General features: G+C 45.2%; 18 protein-coding genes. 11 read left to right on the plus strand and 7 right to left on the minus strand.

Annotation, left to right across the window (positions count from 1 at the left end; all coding sequences use genetic code 11):
- Positions 1-35: 35 nt before the first annotated feature.
- The 3 genes from BQ7489_RS07830 to dinB form a co-directional block, all read right to left on the minus strand.
- Entirely contained in the window at positions 36-446 is a 411-nt protein-coding gene (locus BQ7489_RS07830) for a hypothetical protein (protein WP_072530566.1), read from the minus strand.
- A 165-nt stretch (positions 447-611) separates the two neighbouring features.
- A complete protein-coding gene (locus tag BQ7489_RS07835; protein ID WP_072530567.1) occupies positions 612-1472 on the minus strand; it encodes a sigma-70 family RNA polymerase sigma factor in 861 nt (286 codons plus the stop codon).
- A 323-nt stretch (positions 1473-1795) separates the two neighbouring features.
- A complete protein-coding gene (dinB, locus tag BQ7489_RS07840) occupies positions 1796-2881 on the minus strand; it encodes a DNA polymerase IV (RefSeq protein WP_072530568.1) in 1086 nt (361 codons plus the stop codon).
- Positions 2882-2992: 111 nt separating this feature from the next.
- Here dinB and BQ7489_RS07845 point away from each other — a divergent pair, with 111 nt between their 5' ends.
- The 10 genes from BQ7489_RS07845 to glmM all read left to right on the plus strand — a co-directional run bounded on the left by BQ7489_RS07845 (position 2993) and on the right by glmM (position 14357).
- Positions 2993-3556 carry an L-threonylcarbamoyladenylate synthase gene (locus tag BQ7489_RS07845; RefSeq protein ID WP_072532074.1) on the plus strand — a complete coding sequence of 188 codons (564 nt, stop codon included), beginning with the start codon at positions 2993-2995 and terminating at the stop codon, positions 3554-3556.
- Between the two features lie 14 nt (positions 3557-3570).
- Complete coding sequence (locus tag BQ7489_RS07850) at positions 3571-5370, plus strand: chloride channel protein (RefSeq protein WP_072530569.1); 1800 nt, start codon at positions 3571-3573, stop codon at positions 5368-5370.
- Between the two features lie 19 nt (positions 5371-5389).
- A complete protein-coding gene (fmt, locus tag BQ7489_RS07855) occupies positions 5390-6361 on the plus strand; it encodes a methionyl-tRNA formyltransferase (protein WP_072530570.1) in 972 nt (323 codons plus the stop codon).
- Positions 6362-6554: 193 nt separating this feature from the next.
- On the plus strand, positions 6555-7100 hold the full coding sequence (locus tag BQ7489_RS07860; RefSeq protein ID WP_072530571.1) for an RNA polymerase sigma factor: 546 nt from the start codon (positions 6555-6557) through the stop codon (positions 7098-7100).
- Positions 7097-8422, plus strand: a complete 1326-nt coding sequence (locus BQ7489_RS07865; protein ID WP_083580500.1) for a porin family protein — start codon at positions 7097-7099, stop codon at positions 8420-8422. Before BQ7489_RS07860 ends, BQ7489_RS07865 begins: the two co-directional genes overlap by 4 nt.
- A gap of 60 nt (positions 8423-8482) precedes the next feature.
- Positions 8483-9145: a ribulose-phosphate 3-epimerase gene (gene rpe / locus BQ7489_RS07870; protein WP_072530572.1), complete on the plus strand. Its 663-nt coding sequence runs from the start codon at positions 8483-8485 to the stop codon at positions 9143-9145.
- Between the two features lie 55 nt (positions 9146-9200).
- Positions 9201-11117 (plus strand): ComEC/Rec2 family competence protein, encoded by a 1917-nt coding sequence (locus tag BQ7489_RS07875; RefSeq protein ID WP_162617784.1) that lies wholly within the window; start codon positions 9201-9203, stop codon positions 11115-11117.
- Between the two features lie 47 nt (positions 11118-11164).
- Positions 11165-12202, plus strand: coding sequence for a DHH family phosphoesterase (locus BQ7489_RS07880; RefSeq protein ID WP_072530574.1), 1038 nt, complete (start codon positions 11165-11167; stop codon positions 12200-12202).
- Positions 12203-12283: 81 nt separating this feature from the next.
- Entirely contained in the window at positions 12284-12958 is a 675-nt protein-coding gene (locus BQ7489_RS07885; RefSeq protein WP_072530575.1) for a BamK family beta-barrel-assembly machinery protein, read from the plus strand.
- A 10-nt stretch (positions 12959-12968) separates the two neighbouring features.
- Positions 12969-14357 carry a phosphoglucosamine mutase gene (gene glmM / locus BQ7489_RS07890; RefSeq protein ID WP_072530576.1) on the plus strand — a complete coding sequence of 463 codons (1389 nt, stop codon included), beginning with the start codon at positions 12969-12971 and terminating at the stop codon, positions 14355-14357.
- Positions 14358-14435: 78 nt separating this feature from the next.
- Here the strand turns inward: glmM and BQ7489_RS07895 are convergent, their stop codons facing one another.
- The 4 genes from BQ7489_RS07895 to BQ7489_RS07910 form a co-directional block, all read right to left on the minus strand.
- Complete coding sequence (locus BQ7489_RS07895) at positions 14436-14843, minus strand: hypothetical protein (RefSeq protein ID WP_072530577.1); 408 nt, start codon at positions 14841-14843, stop codon at positions 14436-14438.
- A gap of 105 nt (positions 14844-14948) precedes the next feature.
- On the minus strand, positions 14949-16082 hold the full coding sequence (gene hemW / locus BQ7489_RS07900) for a radical SAM family heme chaperone HemW (protein WP_072530578.1): 1134 nt from the start codon (positions 16080-16082) through the stop codon (positions 14949-14951).
- Between the two features lie 207 nt (positions 16083-16289).
- Positions 16290-18875, minus strand: coding sequence for a glycosyl hydrolase 115 family protein (locus tag BQ7489_RS07905; RefSeq protein ID WP_072530579.1), 2586 nt, complete (start codon positions 18873-18875; stop codon positions 16290-16292).
- A gap of 2 nt (positions 18876-18877) precedes the next feature.
- Entirely contained in the window at positions 18878-21016 is a 2139-nt protein-coding gene (locus BQ7489_RS07910; RefSeq protein ID WP_072532076.1) for a glycoside hydrolase family 43 protein, read from the minus strand.
- Positions 21017-21535: 519 nt separating this feature from the next.
- Between BQ7489_RS07910 and BQ7489_RS07915 the strand changes: the two genes are divergently transcribed.
- Positions 21536-23695, plus strand: a complete 2160-nt coding sequence (locus BQ7489_RS07915; protein WP_072530580.1) for an elongation factor G — start codon at positions 21536-21538, stop codon at positions 23693-23695.
- Positions 23696-23943: the final 248 nt, after the last annotated feature.

Genomic DNA, 23943 nt, shown 5'->3' on the forward strand with positions numbered 1-23943 from the left:
TGAAATGACATAAAACAGGAATTTTTTCATCATGATCAGTATTGTTCGGCTTTTTGGAATTTGAAGTCGGGTGCCGTAATGTCACGGATCACCAGTGCGCCTCCTTTCTGGTATTTCTCTTTCAGTTTGTTCACTTCTTTCTGCAGCTTCTTCTTCTTGATGTTGTAGTAGATGAAGCAGGTGCGGTTCTTGCCGTTGAGGTGCTGTTCCAGGTAATCTTTCAGCTGCATGCTGTACTGTGAACGTCCTTCCAGCAGATCGCTTTTGTTCAGGAAGGCGCTGTCTACATACTGTATGTCTGTAAAGTAGATCAGGGAATCTGTAAATGAGGCGGAGACTCCAGCAATATATACGCCGTATTTGTTCTTGTCTTTCGGGGTCTGTGCACAGACGGGGATAATCATTGATGCGATGAGTAGCCCGCAAAGGATTTTGATGTTTCGCATGACATTTAATTTTTATTGAAGGCAAAAGTAAGCAATTGCGTGAAATTACGGAAATGCTGAAATGGGAAATTCATGATGGGAACCTATAAAAAAACAAAAGATGTAACGTCGGGGTTTTGCCCCACCGTTACATCCTTGATTGTCTTTTGAGAAATCAGTCTTATCTTACCCCAGATAAGATTTGAGCAGCTTGCTACGAGAATTTTGTCTTAATCTTCTGATAGCTTTTTCTTTGATCTGGCGGACACGTTCACGGGTGAGCCCGAATTTGTCGCCGATTTCTTCCAATGTCATTTCCTGTGTGTTGATACCGAAAAACATCTGGATAATCTCCTTCTCCCTTTCGGTCAGCGTAGAAAGCGCCCGGTCGATTTCCCTTGAAAGTGATTCATTAACCAGTGAGCGGTCTGCCATAGGTGAATCGTCATTCACCAATACATCCAACAGGCTGTTGTCTTCTCCTTCAACAAACGGAGCGTCTACCGAAATGTGCCGTCCCGATACTTTCAGGGTATCGGAGATTTTGTCGACTGGAATCTCGAGTTCGTCGGCCAGTTCTTCAGGTGAAGGGCGGCGTTCGTTTTCCTGTTCGAATTTAGAGAAGGCCTTACTGATCTTGTTCAGTGAACCTACCTGGTTCAACGGAAGACGTACAATACGTGACTGTTCGGCGAGCGCCTGAAGGATAGACTGGCGGATCCACCATACAGCGTAGCTGATGAATTTGAAACCACGGGTCTCATCAAACTTTTCGGCAGCTTTGATCAGTCCCAAGTTTCCTTCATTGATCAGGTCCGGAAGACTTAATCCCTGATTCTGGTACTGTTTTGCGACTGATACAACAAATCGTAGGTTTGCACGTGTAAGTTTCTCTAACGCGGCGCGGTCGCCTTTGCGGATACGTTGGGCGAGTTCCACTTCTTCTTCAACTGTAATAAGGTCTTCACGGCCGATTTCCTGTAAATACTTGTCAAGAGAAGCACTCTCTCGGTTAGTGATACTTTTGGTAATCTTTAGTTGTCTCATTATTATATAACGAATTTGGCTTACAAAATTGCAAAAAAACTTTCAAACTTCATCCCTTTATTAAGAAAGATTAAATATATAACTGACTTTTTGTCTGTAAAAGAATGACAGGTCTCTGATATATTAACGTTCTTCATGCAGGAATGTTCAAGTTTTAAGTTCTATTTTTTTGTATATACAAAATTTGTGCCGTTAAATAGCCATGTTATTTGTTCTTTAGTTTTTGCCTGTTATTAACAGGTTGATTGCTAGCTTATTGTCTTTTTTGTGGCGAAACCGGATATGGGTATGCCGTTTTTGCAGCAGAAACTCCGGGTACATTTTTACCGGTTGAAATCGAGGCTGAGCTGGATCCATTTTTCTTTTCCGGAGTCTTCTTTTTCTTCCGGCGGATTGGAGACTGAAAGTCCTATCAGTCGGATAGGGTGATTCTGATAATCAACTTCTTTTAACAATTGTTTTGCCAGCGGAAGTATATCTTTGAGATTGTATAGGGGAGTATGTACACTTTGGCTGCGGGTAATCTGTGTAAAGTCGTGGAACTTGATTTTCAGAGTCAGGGTTGTTCCGGAGAAATTTTTCCGCTGCAGGCGTCCGATGAGTTCGGTCGCTACGTGGTAAAGTTCAATGATTACGGACGATTGCAGGGAGATGTCTTTCTCCAGTGTATGTTCACAACCTATTGACTTACGTATACGTACAGCTTCTACGGGACGGTCGTCGATTCCCCGTGCAAAGTTGTAGTAGATTTGTCCCGCTTTTCCGAATTGGCGTACCAGCATGTCCAACGGGCATCGTTTCAGGGTTTCGCCGTTATAGATTCCCAGTGAATACATTTTTCTTGCGGTTACAGGTCCGATGCCCCAGAAAGACTTGATGGGGAGTTTGGCAATGAACTTTTCAGCCTGGTCGGGGTGTATGGTACAGAGTCCGTCGGGTTTCCGCAGATCGGAAGCGATCTTTGCCAGAAACTTGTTATATGAAACACCGGCAGATGCCACGAGGTGCAGTTCCTCCCGGATTCGCCGTTTGATTTCGCGTGCGATATCGACTGCCAGTTCGATGCCTTTTTTGTTTTCGGTCACGTCCAGGAAAGCTTCATCCAGGGATATGGGTTCGACCATGTCGGTGTAGTCGTGGAATATGGAATGGATATGGGCAGAGATTTCCTTGTATACGTCCATCCTTCCTTCAACGAAGATGAGTTGCGGGCAAAGCTTCATGGCCTTTACAGACGACATGGCCGAGCGTACTCCGAACTTCCGTGCTTCATAGCTGGCCGTGGCCACAACCCCACGTTTCTCGGCATGCCCCACTGCGATGGGTTTGCCCTGTAATTCAGGATTGTCGCGCTGCTCTACGGAAGCATAGAACGCATCCATGTCGATATGAATGATTTTCCGGTTCATGCTGGTACTTGAAACACTATTTCATGCAAATTTAATGAATGTTTTTTGGGCAATCATAAAAATCATTTGTACTTTTGTCGTAATTGTAAAAACTAGCGAGACGTCATTATGATGAAAGATGAAATTAAGAAGGCATGTGAGGTCATGCAGAAAGGCGGCGTAATCCTTTATCCGACTGATACGGTGTGGGGAATCGGCTGCGATGCGACAAACGAAGAAGCTGTAAAGAGAGTTTATGAAATCAAGCACAGGGCTGACAGCAAGGCGATGCTGGTCCTTGTCGACAGTCCGGTAAAAGTGGATTTTTATGTACAGGATGTTCCTTCCGTGGCATGGGATCTGATCGATATGACCACCAAACCTCTTACCATCATTTATGACGGTGCACGTAATCTGGCGCCCAATCTGCTGGCGGACGACGGTAGCGTGGGTATCCGTGTTACAGGAGAAACGTTCTCCAAGGAACTCTGTTTCCGTTTCCGCAAAGCGATAGTCTCTACATCGGCCAATATCAGCGGACAACCGGCTCCGGCCGTCTTTTCCGAAATAAGCGAGGATATAAAGAATGCGGTCGATTATGTGGTGGATTTCCGCCGTGACGAAACCGGACACCCGAAACCTTCCAGTATAATAAAATTGGGTAAAGGTGGTGAAATCAAGATTATCAGAGAATAAATCAGGATGGTCAAATGGAGCTAGCAGAAGAAAAAATCGGTTTTCTTGAGCGCTTTATCAATTGGCGTGTTAAGCATATCAAGGATCGTCAGTTTATCTTGATCTTGAGCTTTCTGGTGGGGATATTTACTGCATTGGCGGCCTATATCCTGAAATTTCTGGTGGAATACATCAAAGAGTTCCTTACCGAGAATTTCAATCCGATGGAAGCCAACTGGATGTATTTGGTTTATCCGGTTGTAGGTATTTTCCTGACAGGCCTGTTTATCCGTAAGGTGGTGCGTGACGATATCAGTCATGGGGTAACGAAGATTCTGTATGCGATATCGCGAAAGCAGAGCCGTATCAAACGGCATAATGTCTGGTCGTCGGTCTGTGCTTCTGCCATAACTATCGGCTGTGGTGGATCTGTCGGCGCTGAAGCGCCGATCGTATTGACCGGATCGGCTATAGGTTCTAATCTGGGCAGTATTTTCCGTATGGACCATAAGACATTGATGCTGTTGGTGGGATGTGGTGCCGCCGGTGCCGTTTCGGGTATTTTCAAGGCTCCTATAGCCGGACTGGTATTTACCCTGGAGGTCATCATGATTGATCTGACCATGGCTTCCCTGCTTCCGTTGCTGATTACCAGTGTCACTGCAGCTTCGGTCTCTTATCTGCTTACAGGAACCGAAGCGATGTTCCAGTTCCACCTGGATTATCCGTTTGCCCTGGAGCGTATTCCGTATGCCATAGGTCTCGGTATCTTCTGTGGTTTGGTTTCCTGGTATTTTACACGGGCCATGAACTGGATTGAAAACATATTCAGGCGTTATCCTAATCCGTATGTGAAGTTTGTTATCGGCGGTTCGATGCTGAGTATCCTGATCTTCCTTTTTCCGCCGCTTTACGGTGAAGGTTATGATACGATCAGCCTGCTGCTGAACGGTACTTCCCAGGCCGACTGGAATACGGTGATGGACCGTTCCTTCTTTTATGGAAACGGGAATCTGCTGGTGGTTTATCTGTTGCTTATTATCTTATTGAAGGTTTTTGCCTCCAGTGCAACCAATGGAGGTGGAGGTTGCGGTGGTATTTTTGCTCCCAGTCTGTTTTTGGGATGTATAGCAGGTTTTGTCTTTTCGTATGTGTGCAACATGCTTCACATCGGTAATGTGTATATTCCGGAGAAGAATTTTGCGCTGATGGGTATGGCCGGACTAATGTCGGGCGTCATGCATGCTCCGCTCACAGGTATTTTCCTGATTGCCGAGCTTACCGGAGGTTATGACCTTTTCCTGCCGCTGATGATTGTCTCGGTGTGTGCATACCTTACCATCATCGTATTCGAACCTCACAGCATCTACTCCATGCGTCTGGCCAAGTCGGGCGAGCTGATTACTCATCATAAGGATAAGGCCGTACTTACATTAATGAATATGGAAAGTATCATAGAGACAGATTTCCTGAAAGTACAACCGGATATGGATCTGGGAGATATGGTCAAGGTCATTTCCAAGTCGTCTAGAAACTTGTTTCCTGTAACCGAGCCTACCGGTGAGCTGATCGGAATCGTTTCGCTGGATCATATCAGGAAGATCATGTTCAGGCAGGAACTTTACCACCGGTTTACCGTAGAACGTTTCATGGAGAGCCCTAAGGCCTGTATCATCAATACCGATTCGATGGAAACGGTCATGGAGAAGTTTGACAAGACCGGTTCCTGGAATTTGCCGGTTGTGGATTCTGAAAATAAATATATGGGTTTTGTATCAAAGTCGAAGATGCTGAATACGTATCGGCAGGTGATGGTCGACTTGTCGGCGGAATAACATAATTTTAAAAGGAAGTATGGATAAGAAAGATTTGAGAATTGTTTATATGGGAACTCCGGAATTTGCCGTAGAAAGCTTGAAGCGGCTTGTGGAGGGAGGATATAATGTAGTGGGTGTCATTACCATGCCCGATAAACCGATAGGGCGTCATGGAAGTGTCCTGCAGCCGAGTCCGGTCAAGCAATACGCTGTTTCCCAGGGTTTGAAAGTACTTCAGCCCGAGAAGCTGAAGGCCGAAGACTTTGTAGAGGAACTTCGTTCTTTGAAGGCCGACCTGCAGATTGTGGTAGCTTTCCGTATGCTGCCGGAAATTGTCTGGAATATGCCCCGCTTGGGTACGTTCAACTTGCATGCTTCCTTGTTGCCCCAATACCGGGGGGCGGCACCTATCAACTGGGCTGTCATCAACGGTGATACAGAAACGGGTATCACTACATTTTTCTTGAAGCATGAGATTGATACCGGTGAGATCATTGACCAGGTGCGTGTTCCTATTGCCGATACGGATAATGTGGAGGCAGTATATGACCGTCTGATGTATCTGGGAGGTGATCTGGTAGTCAAGACTGTGGATTCCATTCTGGCGGGAACAGTCAGGACAATTCCTCAGGAAGAGCTGGCCCGTGCGGAAGAATTACGTCCGGCTCCTAAAATCTTTAAGGAGACCTGTCGTATCGATTGGAATGCAGGAGTGAAAAAGGTGTATGATTTTGTTCGTGGACTTTCTCCTTATCCGGCAGCCTGGACCGAACTTTGCCAGACGGATTCTGCTCCTGTAATGCTGAAGATTTACGAAACATCCAAGGAATTCTGTGAACCTGCGTCTGCTCCAGGTACCGTGGTGACCGATAAGAAAAGCTATTTCAAGATAGCTTCTACCGACGGGTATGTGAATGTCTTGTCATTGCAACTGGCAGGAAAAAAACGTATGTCGGTAACAGATTTTCTGAGAGGATACCGTCATTCGGATGAGACATATGTGAAATAACGGTAATAGATATATAAATAGATATATAATATTGAGGAGGAACTCCGGTTGCCCGACAGGTAGCCGGAGTTTTTTGTCTAAGAGCTTTCGGATCTTGATTGTTAAAACAAATTAATGTGATATTTTTCTACAGGTGATGCAGTATTTTTGTTCTCCGTCTATTTAATGTATGAGATTAGGTAAGAAAACAGAGATGTCGGAAGAAGAGTTATCGTTGCAGTGCAAACGAGGAGACAGTCATGCGTGCCGTATGTTATATGAACGGTATGGTGGAGGGCTTATGGCTATCTGTCTCCGTTATATCGGGAATAAGGATAACGCCGAAGATGTGTTGCACGATGGATTTATACGTATCTTTCAGTCTATCAAGAAGTTTACATACCAGGGGGAAGGCTCTCTGAAAGCATGGCTTTCGAAAATTATGGTCAATGAAGCATTGGGGTATCTGAGAAGGCAGAATGTGCAGGCACAGCAGGAAGTGTTGATGGAGGATATTCCCGATACGGCTGATGATGCTGACAGTCTGGATGATATTCCTCAATCGGTTCTGATGAAGATGATTTCGGAACTTCCCGACGGATACCGGAATGTGTTCAACCTGTATGTGTTCGAGAACAAAAGCCATAAGGAAATTGCGTCTCTGCTCGGTATAACCGAGCATACCTCATCGTCTCAGTTTTACAGGGCAAAGAGTTTATTGATAAAGAAAATAAATGAATATAGAAGAAACGAAGAATGATGGAGAACGAGGATAAATGGGTGAAGCGCCTTCGGGAAAGGATGGAAGACTATGCCGAACCTTGTCCGGAAGGGTTATGGGAGAAGCTGGAAAAGGATCTTCCTTCTTTTCATGTTATTCCGATGTGGCGGAGAAAATGGTTCGTTTCTGCTGCCGCAGTTGCCATGTTGTTGGCTGTATCTTCTGTAACAGTATGGTTTACGGATTCTTCTTCGGAGGCTTTGCATCAGGGGAACCAATTGGCCCGGCAGATAGAAGAGCAGGTCAGTGCTCCGACCGGTATGGAACCGAGTGCGGCAGAAACATTGTCGGATCCGGTGAAAGAGATATTGGCTGAAGGTACACCTCTTTTTCATGGTTTGGATAATTCTCCAGTCCCGAAGGCTCCGGACAACTCTCTGGCATTAGCTGTCATGGCTGTGCCGGCTGATTCGGTTGATGGAATCTGGGTAGAGAAAGAAGGACAGGTTCCAGACAGCAGAGGCATCCCGGAAGAAACAGAACGGAAACCGGTCGTGGATTCGAAAAGAAGAATGAAAGAAGATCGCCGTAAGATGCAGCGGAACCGTTCGTATCTGGCAGAAGAAGGTGGGGAAAAGAGGAAAAGAAGGCATGTAGCGATAGGATTGAATGCAGGGAATACCCCCCTTACTTCCTCTACGGCTATTGACGGGTTTGCCCGTTTCGCTTCATTGACGGATAACAGTGTGAACCTGGAAGGATCGTTGCAGGATGTAATATCTCCTTATCCCAGCAATACCTTTAACAAGCAGCCTATCATGTATAAGAGTGATGCTCAGTCTACTACGCGTGTCAACCATAAAATGCCGGTAACTGTAGGTGCTTCCGTCAAGTGGGCATTGGATGACAAGTGGGCGGTAGAAACCGGATTGAACTATACACTTCTGTCGTCGGAACTGACAACAGGTGAAATTACCTACGTCAAAGAAGAACAGAAACTGCATTATATAGGTATCCCGTTGAAATTCCAGCGTTTCCTGTGGGAAAACAAACTTTTCGTATTGTATGCGTCGGTTGGCGGAATGATTGAGAAATGTATTTCCAATACGCTGGAATCGGTCTCAGTCGACAAAGATCTGCATAAGCATAAAGAGCGGGAATCTGCCGGTGAAAAGCCTGTTCAGCTTTCGTTGGGAGCGGCAGTGGGAGCTCAGCTGAATTTGGGCCGGTATTTCGGTATCTATGTAGAGCCTGGCGCAGCCTATTATTTTGATGACGGGACGAATCTGGAAACCATCCGTAAGGAGCATCCGTTGAATTTCAGCCTGCAGTTGGGTGTACGTGTAAATCTTAATGAGTAATTGGTCGGCAGTTCAATAAATTTTATTACCTTTGCTTGAAACAAAGACCAGTAAGGATATATGGATAATAAGTTATTGATTGCCCCATCTATGCTGTCTGCCAATTTTGCGGATCTTCGGGCTGATATAGAGAACATCAACCGCAGTGAAGCCGACTGGCTGCATCTTGATGTGATGGACGGAGTGTTCGTGCCTAATATTTCGTTCGGATTTCCTGTCATGAAATATATGGCGGAACTTTCGGAAAAGCCTCTGGATGTGCATCTGATGATAGTGCAGCCCGAAAAGTTTATTCCTGAAGTCAGGAATCTGGGAGCCATGATGATGAATGTACATTATGAGGCGTGTGTACACCTGCATAGGGTAGTCCAGCAGATCAAGGATGCTGGTATGAAGGCAGGGGTGACCTTGAATCCGGCTACTCCGGTATCTGTCCTTACCGATATTATAGAAGATCTGGATATGGTGCTGCTGATGAGTGTCAATCCGGGTTTTGGCGGGCAGAAGTTTATTCCCCGTTCGTTAAAAAAAGTACGTGATCTGCGTAATCTGATCATAGAAAACGGTTCACATGCGTTAATAGAAGTAGACGGTGGTGTGAACTTGGAAACCGGTCGTTTGCTGGCTGAGGCGGGTGCCGATGTGCTGGTGGCCGGTAGTGCAATATTTAAGGCGCCAGATATGGCAGATATGATTCATCAGATGAAATGCTTGAAACAATGACAGGAATGTGAATTCCTCTTTACTATCTTACCCCATGTTCCGGTTGACCATCGCTATGGCAACCGGAATTTTTTTGTCCGACAGTTTCCTGCCGGACGGTAGAGATATATCTCTTTTACAGGGGGTATCGTCTGTGTTTTTGTTTGTTTCCTGTGTCGTTCTCTTTTGCAGGAAGTTCCACAGGCGTTGGATATTCGGTTTCATGGTTTCCTTGTCGATGGTTTGTCTTGGGGCGGTCCTGTTGCTTTTTGCGCGGCAACGTATACGTTTTTCCTGGCCGGAGGAGGAGAGGCTGTATGTAGGGTGGGTGACAGATATTCCCCGGAAAAAAGGAAAGACTATGGAAGCGGAAGTTGATATAGTATGGATGAGTCGGATTGATACTGTCGGGTGGCAGCCGGTAGACCGGAGAGTTTTGTTGCGGTGGATTCCTGATTCTTTACATTATGGATTACAGTGCGGTGACCGTTTCTGTTGCCGGGCAGTAATCGGCCGTCCGTACAATGATTGGAATATTTCGGATTTTGACTATGGCTTATATCTGGAACGTCAGGGGATAAGTGGTACAGGTATCTCTTTTGCAGGCAATTGGAGGAGATTGTCCGGACGTTCTCCTGTATCTTTTCGGCAGACAGCCTTGTCGTGGCGTGAGGAAGTGTTGGATATTTTTCGTTCCTGGTCGTTGGATCCGGATGTATTTGCCGTGGTTTCTGCTTTGGCTGTAGGAGACAAGAGTATGTTGACGTCCGAACTTAAGGATTCATATACAGCAGCCGGGACGAGTCATGTGCTGGCTTTGTCGGGACTGCATATAGGTATTCTTACGGTCTTGGTTTCTTGGCTTTTGCGCCCGTTGAGATATATGCGGGGAGGGAAGTGGATAATCAGTCTTTGCTTGTTTTTCTTTTTGTGGGGATTCGCTTTCCTGTCGGGTTTGAGTCCTTCCGTCATCAGGGCCGTATTGATGTTTTCCATTTATGTGATAGCTCCGGTTTTTACAGAGAGCCGTTATTCGGGATTTTACGCCATATCCCTGGCAGCTTTTCTGATGCTGCTCTATAATCCTTTGTATTTGTTCGATATCAGTTTCCAGCTTTCATTTACGGCGGTTCTTTCCATTATGCTGTTTTATCCGTGGATAGAAAGAATATGGAAGGTGAAAGGTAGGATTTTCCGTTACGTATGGCAGACGGTTTCACTGTCGTTGGCTGCCCAGTTGGGAACTTTGCCTTTAATCTTGTATTGTTTCGGGAGTTTTCCTACTTATTTTTTGATAGCCAATGTCGTTGTCGCTCCTTTGACCGTGTGTATTTTAGGTGGAACCTTGCTGGCTTTATGTCTTTCTCCCTTTCCTTGGGCGTGCAAGTGGGTTGTGATACCGATAAATTGGATTACTTCCTTTCTAAATGATACGATGTATTCTATCCGGCAGTGGGAGGGGGCGCAGATTTCTTCCATTTACCTGACCGCCTGGCAGTCAGCTATCCTGGCGGCTATAATTATCGGATGGTATGTGTATCGGACAAGGCGGAAGTGCCGGACGTTATTGTTTGTGTTGTGTCTGTTTGATTTGTTGCTTTCTACAGTCGTATACGATGTTATGCATCCAGCCGGTAACCGGATACATTTTGTCCGTTCCGGAGTTTATTTGTGTCAGAATCGGGACAGCCGGAAGCTGGAGTTCACTTCTTTTTCTCCTGTCAAGGTAGATACGTTCTATATCGTGAGATTGGATGACGGTTCATGGAGGAGGCATAGGTCGGATATTCCTTTCAATGTCCATTTTATGTATCTGGTCCGGGGATTCAGAGGAGATATCGGTGACTTGTGTTCTCTTTTCCGGCTACAAATTGTGCTTCTGGCCCCGGACTTGCCCGACTGGCAGCGTAGTAAGCTTCAGGAAGAATGTGACGCTATGGGGGTGCAATATATTGACTTGAAAGAAAAAGGTTCTTATACAGTTTTATTATAATTAAGATTTTATTTGTACTTTTGCTCCTTATTAGAAATTAAGTATATATGTTGTCGAAAATTATCCTTCAAGCGAATATTGATAAAGTAGCCAAATATTTCGAAAAGGCTGAAAATCTGGTGATAGTAACACATGTTTCTCCAGACGGTGACGCGTTGGGTTCGTCATTGGGACTGGCTCACTTCCTGGAAACACAGGAAAAGAACGTGCATGTCATTGTTCCGAATGCGTTTCCTGATTTCCTGCGCTGGATGCCGGGAGCCAAGGATATTATCCGTTATGATAAATACGCCGAATTTGCAGACAAGCTTATAAGCGAGGCAGAGGTGATTTGTTGTCTGGATTTCAATGCATTGTCGCGTATAGACGCTCTTGCAAAGCCGGTAGCCGAATCCCAGGCCCGCAAGGTCATGATTGACCATCATCTGAATCCGGAACCGTTCTGTAGGGTTACTATATCTCATCCCGAGATCTCTTCCACTTCCGAACTGGTTTTCCGTCTGATCTGTAGGATGGGTAATTTCGAGGATATAACCCGTGAAGGTGCCGAATGTATTTATACCGGTATGATGACTGATACGGGTGGATTTACCTATAATTCGAATAACCGTGAAATTTATTTCATCATCAGTGAGTTACTTTCCAAGGGGATAGACAAGGACGATATCTACCGCAAGGTATTCAATACTTATTCCGAAGGCAGGTTACGCCTGATGGGGTATGTATTGTATGAAAAGATGCAGGTATTCCCGCAGTTCCGTTCCGCTCTCATCTGCCTGGGAAAGGACGAACAGAAAAAATTCCAGTATGTAAAGGGAGATACCGAAGGGTTCGTGAACATGCCGTTGCAGATGAAGGGAATCTGTTTCTCTGTATTCCTGCGTGAAGATACGGAAAAGAACATGATCAAGGTCTCCTTACGCTCGGTGGGAGCTTTTCCGTGCAACAAGGTTGCTTCCGAATACTTCAACGGTGGAGGACACCTGAATGCTTCAGGGGGTGAATTTTATGGATCAATGGAAGACGCTGTAGGACTTTTCAAGCAGGCTTTGGTGAAGTATGAAGATCTCTTGTTGAAAAATTAGTTATTAATTTTATAATAGCATGAATTTTTAATGATGGATAAAACCATTTTATTACTTTTGTTGTCATAAAATTGAATTGAAATGAAAAAGATAAATCTGCTGTTTATAGCTTTTGTAGGGATAGTCTGCTTTCTGCAAAGTTGTGATAATTCCAAGACTTATGCCGAATTGAAGGAAGAGGAGGCCGATGCAATCAATGCTTGGATTGCCAAGAACGATTACAAGATTATCAGTGAGAAGGATTTTTATGCTCAAGATACCGTTACCAACGAAAATGAATATGTACTTCTTGAAGAAAGCGGTGTCTATATGAACATCATGTCATTGGGACCTGACGGAAAGGAAGGACAACATCTTTCCGACGGTTATTATGATGTCCTTTCACATGTAGTGGAAATTGCGCTTCAGGACCGTTCGGAATTATCGATGGAAGCAGGAGATACACTGGTTGTCAACATGCATATAGGTAATCCGCAGTATGAGATATTTCCGGAGGAATATAAACTGACTATTTCGGACAATACGTATTCTGCCTCGTTCTTGACGGCACGTGATTATGGTATGTATTATACTTATCAATCTACAGTAGTTCCTTCCGGTTGGCTGATTCCGCTCAAGTTTTTGCGGCCGGGACGTACCCAGTCTTCTTCTAAGGTTGCACGTGTCCGTCTGATTGTTCCTCACAGCGAGGGTACAGCTAATGCGTCGAGATATGTATATCCATGTTATTATGAGTTGACATACAATTTAAAATAATCGGATTGATATGACTTTGATAAAATCTATATCCGGTATCCGGGGAACTATAGGAGGTAAGGCCGGTGACGGATTGAATCCGTTGGATATTGTGAAGTTTACCTCGGCTTATGCTACTTTGATACGTAAGACGAGTGTGGTTAAAAGTAATAAGATTGTAGTAGGTCGTGATGCCCGTATTTCGGGTGAGATGGTAAAGAATGTAGTGTGTGGAACCTTGATGGGAATGGGGTTCGATGTGGTGAATATCGGACTTGCGTCTACTCCTACTACCGAGCTTGCCGTTACAATGGAAGGAGCTTGTGGTGGAATCATCCTGACTGCCAGTCATAATCCGCGGCAATGGAATGCATTGAAGCTTTTGAACGAGCATGGTGAGTTTCTGAATGCTTCGGAAGGTAATGAAGTCTTGCGTATCGCCGAAGCCGAGGCCTTTGAATATGCGGATGTAGACCACATTGGCAAATATACGGAAGACAATACTTATAACCAGAAGCATATCGACAGTGTATTGGCTCTGAAACTGGTTGATGTGGAAGCCATCCGCAAGGCTGATTTCCATGTGGCGTTGGATACCGTCAATTCTGTAGGCGGCATCATTCTACCTGAACTATTGAAACAATTGGGGGTCCGTCATGTAGAGACGCTGTATGCTGAGCCTACAGGTGACTTCCAGCATAACCCCGAACCTCTTGAAAAGAATCTGGGTGATATTATGGATCTGATGAAGGCCGGAAAGAATGACGTGGCTTTTGTTGTCGATCCGGATGTGGACCGTCTGGCTATTATCTGTGAGGATGGTACCATGTATGGTGAGGAGTATACATTGGTGACAGTAGCCGATTATGTATTGAAGCATACTCCAGGAAATACCGTATCTAATCTGAGTTCAACCCGTGCCTTACGTGATGTAACCCGTAAATACGGCATGGAGTATAATGCGGCAGCCGTGGGTGAAGTGAATGTGGTTACCCGTATGAAGGAGACGCACGCCGTTATCGGAGGTGAAGGAAACGGAGGAGTCATCTATCCCGAATCACATTATGGTCGGGATGCCTTGGTGGGAATTGCCTTGTTTCTGAGTCATCTGGCTCATGAAGGAATGAAGGTCTCTGAGCTCCGCGCTACCTATCCTAATTATTTCATTGCTAAAAACCGTATAGATCTTACTCCGGAGACCGACGTAGATGCTATTTTAGCCAAGGTGAAGGCTCTTTATAAAGATGAGGAGATCAATGATATTGATGGGGTGAAGATTGATTTCCCGGACAAGTGGGTTCATTTGCGTAAAAGTAATACCGAGCCGATTATCCGTGTCTATTCGGAAGCTTCAACTATGGCCGAAGCCGATGAGTTGGGCAAGCAGGTAATGGATATTGTATATAGTCTGGCAAAATAAAGAATCCAGATTTCCTACATAAGTTAAAGAAAACCGGAAGCTCCTGTAACGGATTTTCCGGTTTTTTCGTCTGTCTACTTACATCCTGCTTTTTAAGTGAATAGAGATCTTATGTATTTGGTTTGGATGTCCTTTGGGAGCACATGTTATATTGATGAAGCGCACTCTTTTCTCGATTTTGGAAGAATAGAGCTCGAATACCAGGGTGGTTTCTTTTTTACCTTTCGGTATTTGGGGGGCCGGAGTCTTTAATTTGACGATGGATTTGTTGGGGGACTCTATGACAAGAGGAATATCTTCACCGGCTTTGGTACCGGTTACAATCTTGAGTGAAAATTCTTCGGTCGTTTTACTTTTGTCGTAGACCCATTCGGCAGTACCTTTTTCAAATCCTATGTATCCTGCTGGAACGTTATCATTATTGCACCCGGTCAATGCCAGTGCGAAAAAGAAGGGGAGTACCCCTATCGGCCTTCTGTTCATCATATTCGGTGTTTTTAATGGTTATCTATCATGAAAACAGAAAACGGGCCTTTTCCCCCTATCTTTATTTGGTAAAATAGCCTGAAAGAAGATTTATAAACGTTAAATTCAGTCGTCTACCCAGAGCATGTCACTCATAATGCCGTCTGAAACGAAGATTCCCTTTTCGGTCAGTTTCAATATGTTTCCCTTTATTTCCAATGTACCTTGTTTCAGATGAGGCTGTGCCATTTCCATGCAATAGTCGTAAAGCCTGTTTCCGAATTCTTTCTGCAGTTGGTCCAGCGGAAGTCCCCAGCAGGTACGTACAGATGTGATGATGAAATCGTTGTATCGGGTGTACAGATCCAGGTATTCGATATCGAAAGTTGTTTTTCCGGCTTCGGTGGAAGCGATATATCGATCGAGTGAAGCAATGTTCCATTGACGGGATTGTCCGTCGTAAGAATGTGCCGAAGGACCGCATCCCAGGTATTTCTTGCCGGTCCAGTAGCTTGAATTGTGTCGTGAATGTCTGCCGGGAAGACAGAAGTTGGATATTTCATAGTGGCTGTATCCCGCTTTTTTCAGCCGGTGTATAAGCATGCTGAAAAGTTCTACGCTCAAGTCCTCGTCTGCTTCTTCCACCCGGTGCTCTTCCCTGAGCCTCCATAAGACAGTACCTTCTTCATAAATGAGGTGGTAGGCAGAAATATGCTCCGGTTGCATCCCGACGGCTTGTTTCAGGTCGTATTCCCATGTGGAGATACTTTCTCCCGGAAGTCCGTACATCAGGTCTATGCTGATATTTCCAAAACCGGCCTCCCTACAGTTATAAAATGCTTCTTTAGCCTGTATGGCCGTGTGGCGGCGTTGCAGAAGCTTAAGTATCTCTTCATTGAAAGTCTGTATCCCCATACTTAGGCGGTTAAAGGGCAATGTACGCAGCATGCTGATGTATGGAGGGATGAGATCATCCGGATTGGCTTCCAGGGTGATTTCAGGATTGGGAATGATCGGGTAGTTTTTATAAATCGTATCAAAAATGCGGTTGAAATCGGATTCTTCCAGTTGTGAAGGGGTTCCTCCACCGAAATAGATGGTTTCTATCGGTTCGTTTTGGAGATATTCTTTTCGTATTTCCAGCTCTTTGCATAGGGCGGTGACATAGGCCGACTTCTTTTCACTTTGTGTGGTCGAAAAGAAATCGCAATAGATGCAACGTCGTTTACAGAATGGGATGTGTAGATAAATTCCTGCCATTTTCCAGTTTTATGGGTCAAATGTACAATTTTCGGACCGGATTTTGGGTTAACAGACCTTCTTTTTGTATTTCCTTGAAATCATTTCATTTTGTTCATGATTATGTGTCTCTTCGGCAGACCGGTCAGACTGGAAGGATAAAGGAAATGAAGCCCCGCCGTTGATTCTTGGAAAGTTATCAGTGGCGGGGCTTGAAAAATCAGATGCTTAGTCGTTTGTCGGTTGGGGGCCTACATAGGTTTTCCGTAATCCTCCCCAGTCTATGATTATCCGTTGTATCATTGCACCGGGATCGCCGCATGACAGACGTAAACGGTGCTGTTTAGCTGACGGGTCAATCGGGAAGGTCGTTTTATATTCGATACCGTTCTGTAATACCCGATTTTTCCATTCCAATGAATATTCTTTGCAGATCTGCTCGAAAACTTTTACATCGCTATTGTCTACCGATACTCCGAAACAGTTGCTTTTTCCCTGATAGAGAGGAAAGAACGGTATGGCATGGACGATAACCGTAATTTCACTGGCAGGTATTTCTCCAAGTTCATATTCAAAGTAAGGGGCTTCCTTGCTTTTCGGATCTACCGACGGTTCGGTAGCTTCACCTAACTGAATACATTTCCAGTCGTATCCTAAACCTTTAATCAGGCGTAAGGTATGTTGGTTTGTTGTCTGTTCTTTATAGTCCGCCAGGTCTAGTACCTTGAATCCTTCTACCTTGTCCTGTTCGGGTTGGGGGCGTATGTCCACTTCCCGTGCAGGGATTCCTTTGGTTACGGTTACATCGGGCATGCCTTGATATCTGGCACAGAACCCGGGAGCGATATCCATCATGTAATTCCATTTTCCGTCAAGCTGTGTGTTGTAGATCTTGTTCAATGCCTGGATACTGTCGTATGCTGTCTGTGACTCAAGGGCAGCCCAGTTGGCACCGGCTATATCGTTTTTCTTGAGCAGTTCATGGTTCAGTTGTGCCATCAGGAACTTGCGGTTCATTTGGTATGACGCCATAGCCGGGTAGGCAAACATTTCGAAGAAGGCCGGACGGTATGTTTCAGGCAATTGTTTCCATAGTGCGGCGGATTTGTCCGACAATTCCCGGTAATCGGCTATGCGGTGACGGGCATCGTTATGATTCTCGAACGAGAAGTTCGTATCCTGTAGCTTTTCCCTCTCCGGTTCGTCCCATTCTCTTTCCCAACCCATGAATTCGGGCTTACGGCTCCATGCCAGGCGATAATATTCATCGAGCAGATCCTGGAATTCACGGATATATTGGGAGCCGAATATTTTTCCCAGAAGTGCAGCCTGGTGTTTGTTTACATTGTCATAATTGAAACGGTCGAAATCCCATGCCATTTCAAAGAATGTGCTTGTAGCCAGTTCCATCGGTTTGATATCGCCTACGTTAAGCAGCCAGTAACGGTCGGCGCCTGTGTCGTATGCCTTTTTCAGTTCTTCATACATCAGTACGGGCGGGGTGGTGTTGAGCCACAGATAGTCGTGCGGAGCACCTAAATAGGATGTATGGTAATAGACCCCGGCACGTCCGCTCCGTTTCTGTTCTTCAGGATTGCTCAAACGTTTGATGTATCCGTAATTGTCGTCTACCCAGACCAGAGTCACGTCATCGGGAACCTCAAGCCCCAGTTCATACAGATCCAGCGCTTCCTTGTAGGGTATGAATATCTGCGGAATATCCTGGATAGGCCGGTCTATGTGTCTGGTCAGGATTTCACGCTGGTCTCTGATGGCCTGTGCAAGAACCTGTACCTTTTCCTGATCGCTCAGATTGCCGCGCATACCTGCATCATGCAGACCTCGCATGGCCAGTGTATAGATGTTTTCATAGGGAGAGGCTTCCTTCACCCGGTTATCCAGCTTGTTGTATATGGTTTCCCGGTTTTCTTTATAGTTCCAGTCTCCGTCGCGACTGCTGTCCCATTCTTTGAGGGAAGCATTGTTGAACAATAGCGGTTCACAGTGTGAGGTTGTAATCATGATACCGTATTCGTCCGCTACTTTCTTGCTGTCGGGGTACGAGTAGAAAGGTCCTGTACATGTGTGCATGGCCGGTGCCAGCATGTTCCCTTTCAGGCGCAGAATCAGTTCGCATACCTTGGCATAGGTTTTGGGACCGATATCACCCAGTTCCTTTTCGAAATTTTTTTCCGACCAAGGTTTCATGCCCCAGTCTTCATCGTTGATGAAGATACCGCGATACTTGATGGACGGAGTTTCTGATGTATATCCGGCTTTTACAAAAAGTTTGTTCTGATGAACTACCGGAACATCGGCCCACCAGTACCAGGGAGAAACTCCGATGGCTTCACTTACCGAGAATACGCCATAAGCTGTCCCGCGGCGGTCACTACCGGCTATAACCAGAGCTTTGGCTACTCCTTTGAACGGGTGTTCCAGCGTAGTTATTATGAACTGTTCCCATCCGTTTTTTATGGCTGAAACGTTTATTTTTTTGTCTGCGGCCAACTGGTCTATCCATTTACTTTTCCCGATGGTACCGATCAGAACGATATCTCCTTCTGTGGGTAGGTCGTTCTGTAAAGTTATTTCCTTTTCTGTTACCAGATTGACGTCTGAGGCAAACAGTCGGGCTGCATTCCTTACTACATTCCAATCGTCTTTGTCGAATACTACGGTGGCTTTTGTCAGGTCTACATAATCTTTTCCGGATTCATGTGTAACCGTTATCCCCTGTTCTTTTTCTGTCCCTGCATTTGTACACGAAGCCAGCAGGAACAGACCGAGGATTACTGATAAGATTTTTTTCATATTTAATAGATATTTGGTGTTTCTGTCGGTCTTACGATACCGTCACTTTCTATTTCTTTCCATTCAAAAACAGTCCCGTCTTTCCTGTCGGGACGGCATCCGGTCCAGTCGGCTCCATATGGTTCTCCTGTAGCCGGATCCATTCCTACATAGCGTTGGGTCTTTAGGGAGAGCAGCATACACTGGCCGCGCAGCATGTCTTGCCAGAGGAACAGGCTTCCTTCACTTTCCTGTTTCATCAGTCGTACATCCGAAGAGAGTCCGGCACCTACTACCGTAAGGAATCCTGTACCGTTCATGGCTTCCAGAACTACACGTCCCTGTCCTCTGTCGTGTACTTTGAAAAAGCATCCCTGGTTCTTATAGTTCGGACTGTCTTTTGCCGCCGAATGGAGCATGCCGTGCGGATTGGCCCATGCATAAGTCCCGTTACCCAAGTTCTTCAAAGAGATGACTTTACCTGTAGGCAGGTTGTTACGCCTGTCGGCCATGGGTTCTTCTACCGTGAAGTTGTCGAACAGGGCGCGTCCTCCGTTCTTTTCCTTTACGTTGTAGGCAAATAAGGCATAGCGTGTTCCCTGGAAAGTCTTCAGCTGATAAGGGAGGAGGTATCTTTTACCTACAGTTTCGAAATCTGTGCCGTTACGGCTGAAAGCCAGACGGGCAGTGTCATTATCCAGATCGGTTGTGATACGCAGGTAAACGTTTTTTTCTTCAAACGGAAAACATATGTTTTCGTTCTGTTGCTGCGAACGCATTTCCAGGAAATTTTTTGTTCCTTCACGTTTTATCCCGATATATAGATAAGGTATGTTGAGTATTCCCAATCCGGCAATGTCACCGTTCTTCAATTGTGAAACGTCCAGGGTGACGGTTGCAGTAGATACTGGTCCGATACAGCGCTGCGTGAGGGTATTTTTTGCCCACAGGAGATTCGGAGCAGGTAGAGTGCGCAGGTTGAGTTGTCCTTTGGACAATGACCACATCTTATTGTTGGGATTGTGGTTCCATTGCCAGATAGGTAACAATTTCTTGCCGTTGAAGTTGTCACTGCGCTGATAGGGAGCACAAGGTTCTGTTTCCGCTTCGACATTGGGTTTGAACCAGGTGCGGGGAGTACGTCCCAGGTTACCTGGCAGTCCGAAATAAGGCCATCCGTCAACCCATGTAACGGGCGACAGGCAGGTAGTACGTCCTACCGACCGGAAGTCCTGCATGGAAAATCCCCACCACTCTCCGTTGGGTAAATCAACGATTCCTCCTTGATGTAAAGTAGCCGCTCCCTGGTAACTGCCTGAAGGGTCGGACACCTTGAAATCGGTGATTTCTTCGGTGATGGAACTACCCAGGCCCACATTACCAACCAGATGGCCGCACTGGGTTCCCATGGTTTCGCGCATACTGATCGTTACGGTTTCGTACGGACCTTCCGGGCGGTCGGCACGTGCGCACTGCATACGGCCCACTGGCGAATAGTTGGCACTGATAATATAATATTTGCCGTTTATCTTGTAGAAGTGGTGACCTTCGCCCATTGCGTTCCCTGCAGGTATGATCACTTTTTCACTGCCTTCCACAAAACCGCTGAAGTCGGGCTTCATTTCTATGAGATGAACTTCATTATATTGATATACAGCGTATATTTTCCCGTCATCGTCAAACAGGACAGAGAGGTCGTATATTTTTACTCCGGTGTTGATGTGCTTCCATGGTCCGGCCGGATTTTCTGCAATGAATACCTGCAGTCCGTGTCCGTTGATGTTGCTGAATACATAAAATTTACCGTTGTGATAGCGGATACAGGGAGCCCAGATTCCTTGACCATATGCTTCTTTTCCGTTTTCCAGATTAAATTCGTCTCCCATATCGAAACGGTCCATGCAATAGCTCATGAATTTCCAGTTTACGAGATCCTTAGAGTGGAGAATTACAATTCCCGGTGTGCTGTGCATGGTAGTCCCTGCCAGGTAGAAGTCATCTCCTACGCGGATAATATCAGGGTCGGAAAATTCATCATAGAACAGCGGGTTGGTATAGGTCCCGTTTCCATTGTCGGCACTCCACGAAACTGGTGGAGTGAACTCTTGTGCAGAAGCGGCGTATGCCAATAGGCAAAGACAAAAGGTTATCAAATTTTTCATAAAAGTATATGTGTTATTAAGTCGGATGACAAAGGTGGCCGGTATTTTAGGTCTTTTGATATTCATGACTTCCGATACCATGCAAATTTAGGGAAAATGATTTAGGGAATATTAGAAATCCTGCAGTATTTTTAATTTTTTACAGGCGTTTTATGGAAGGAAACGGGAAAATAGGAGGGGCTGGTAGGGATAGTCTGGAAAGAACAAGATATATTCCGGAAAGAGCAAGTTCTTCCGTTACGGAGATCAAGTTGTTTTGATAAAGATTTCAAGGTCTTTTTTTACAGATTTCAAGCTGTTTTTCTGAAACGTGAAGATCTTTTTTATGCCCGGTTTTATTTTTCTATATCCTTTTCTCTTCTTGTAGAAAGAGTTAACCGAATTGTTATGCCGAAGAACATAGTTTAGTAACACTGAATGATAATTGTTTTTTTACGCATTAATTTCTAATTTGCGCATCACTTATGAATGAGATATGAAAAGCATATCCTTATGTTACTAATTAAATCTTGAAATACCATGAAAGTATATCAGACTCACGAAATCAAGAACATTGCCCTCCTTGGCAATGATGGCTCAGGTAAAACCACCCTCACAGAAGCGCTGCTCTATGAGAGTGGTATTATAAAACGTCGCGGCAGAATTACTGCCAAAAATACAGTCAGCGATTATTTTCCGGTAGAGCAAGAGTATGGGTACTCTGTTTTCTCTACCGTTTATCATGTAGAGTGGAATGGTAAGAAACTGAATATCATCGACTGTCCGGGTAGTGATGACTTTGTTGGTGCAGCTATCACAGCTTTGAATGTGACCGATACGGCTATTCTGCTGTTGAACGGTCAGTATGGTCCGGAAGTAGGTACACAGAATCATTTCCGTTATACAGAAAAACTGGGTAAGCCGGTGATTTTCCTGGTTAACCAGCTGGATAGCGAAAAGTGTGACTTCGACCATGTACTCGAGCAGTTGAAAGAAAATTACGGTTCTAAGGTAGTTCCGGTGCAGTATCCGTTAGCGACTGGTCCGAACTTCAATTCGTTGATCGATGTACTTTTGATGAAAAAATATTCATGGGGTCCTGAAGGTGGTGCCCCTACCATTGAGGATATTCCTGCCGAAGAAATGGAAAAGGCCATGGAATGGCACAAGAAACTGGTGGAGGCTGCGGCCGAACATGATGAAACCTTGATGGAAAAATTCTTTGAGTCGGAATCGTTGACCGAAGATGAAATGCGTGAAGGCATCCGGAAAGGGCTGGCAGTACGCGGCATGTTCCCGGTGTTCTGTGTATGTGCCGGGAAAGATATGGGTGTGCGCCGTCTGATGGAATTCCTGGGTAACGTGGTTCCGTTCGTTGATGAAATGCCGGTTGTCCACAATACACGTGGCGTTCCTGTTCCGCCCGATCCTAACGGTCCTACTTCCCTGTATTTCTTCAAGACTGCTGTCGAGCCGCATATCGGCGACGTACAGTATTTCAAGGTGATGAGCGGTGTGGTACACGAAGGTGACGACTTGACCAATGCCGACCGCGGATCAAAGGAACGTATGGCACAGCTTTATGTATGTGCCGGTGCCACCCGTGAAAAAGTGGATGAACTCCGTGCCGGAGATATAGGCTGTACCGTGAAGCTGAAGGATGTGAAGACAGGCAATACCTTGAACGGCAAGGATTGTGAAAACCGTTTCAACTTCATCAAATACCCGAATCCGAAGTATACCCGTGCCATCAAACCGGTGAATGAAGCTGATACGGAAAAGATGATGGCTGTGTTGAACCGTATGCGTGAGGAAGATCCGACATGGGTGGTTGAACAGTCAAAGGAATTGAAGCAGATTTTGGTTCACGGACAGGGTGAATTCCACTTGCGTACCTTGAAATGGCGTCTGGAAAACAATGAAAAGATACCTGTACAGTTCCTTGAACCGAAGATTCCGTATCGTGAAACCATTACCAAGGCCGCCCGTGCCGATTACCGGCATAAGAAACAGTCGGGTGGTGCCGGTCAGTTCGGTGAAGTCCATCTGATTGTAGAACCTTATTACGAAGGTATGCCTGCTCCCGAAACCTATAAGTTCAACGGACAGGAATTTAAGATGAATGTGAAGAGTACCGAAACTATCGATCTGGAATGGGGAGGCAAACTGGTATTTGTGAACAGTGTAGTAGGTGGTGCCATCGATACACGTTTCATGCCGGCTATCCTGAAAGGAATCATGAGCCGTATGGAACAAGGTCCGCTGACCGGTTCGTATGCCCGTGACGTGCGTGTCATTGTATACGACGGCAAGATGCATCCGGTAGATTCAAATGAAATCTCCTTTATGCTCGCCGGTCGTAACGCCTTCAGTGAAGCCTTCAAGAATGCCGGTCCGAAGATTCTGGAACCGATTTATGACGTGGAAGTGTTTGTTCCGAGCGACAAGTTGGGCGACGTGATGAGCGATATGCAGGGACGTCGTGGCATGATTATGGGTATGAGCAGCGAGAAAGGATATGAAAAGCTTTCCGCCAAGGTTCCGTTGAAAGAAATGTCGAATTATTCTACAGCGTTGAGTTCTCTGACAGGTGGCCGTGCTTCATTTATCATGAAGTTTGCAAGTTATGAACTTGTTCCTACCGATGTGCAGAATAAGTTGATGAAAGAATTCGAAGAGCAGGAAAAAGAAGAGTTATAAGCTCTAGTTGTTGTTTTTATAGGTTGAAAGGTCGTATTTATTAAAAATACGGCCTTTTTTATATAACTAACCTTAAACAATTTGGATAAATAATTTGTTTCTAATGTGAATTTTAGTTATTTTTGCATTAAAAGGAGATTCAGGCTTATATTAAATACTTAAATTGATATGTTAATTTTAAGATTCAGTTAATAATTGAGAAATCTCAGATTAAAACATGTTAAGTCTGGTACGATATAAACGATAGC

The organism is Bacteroides ilei (genome assembly GCF_900128495.1).
Lineage (GTDB): Bacteria > Bacteroidota > Bacteroidia > Bacteroidales > Bacteroidaceae > Phocaeicola > Phocaeicola ilei.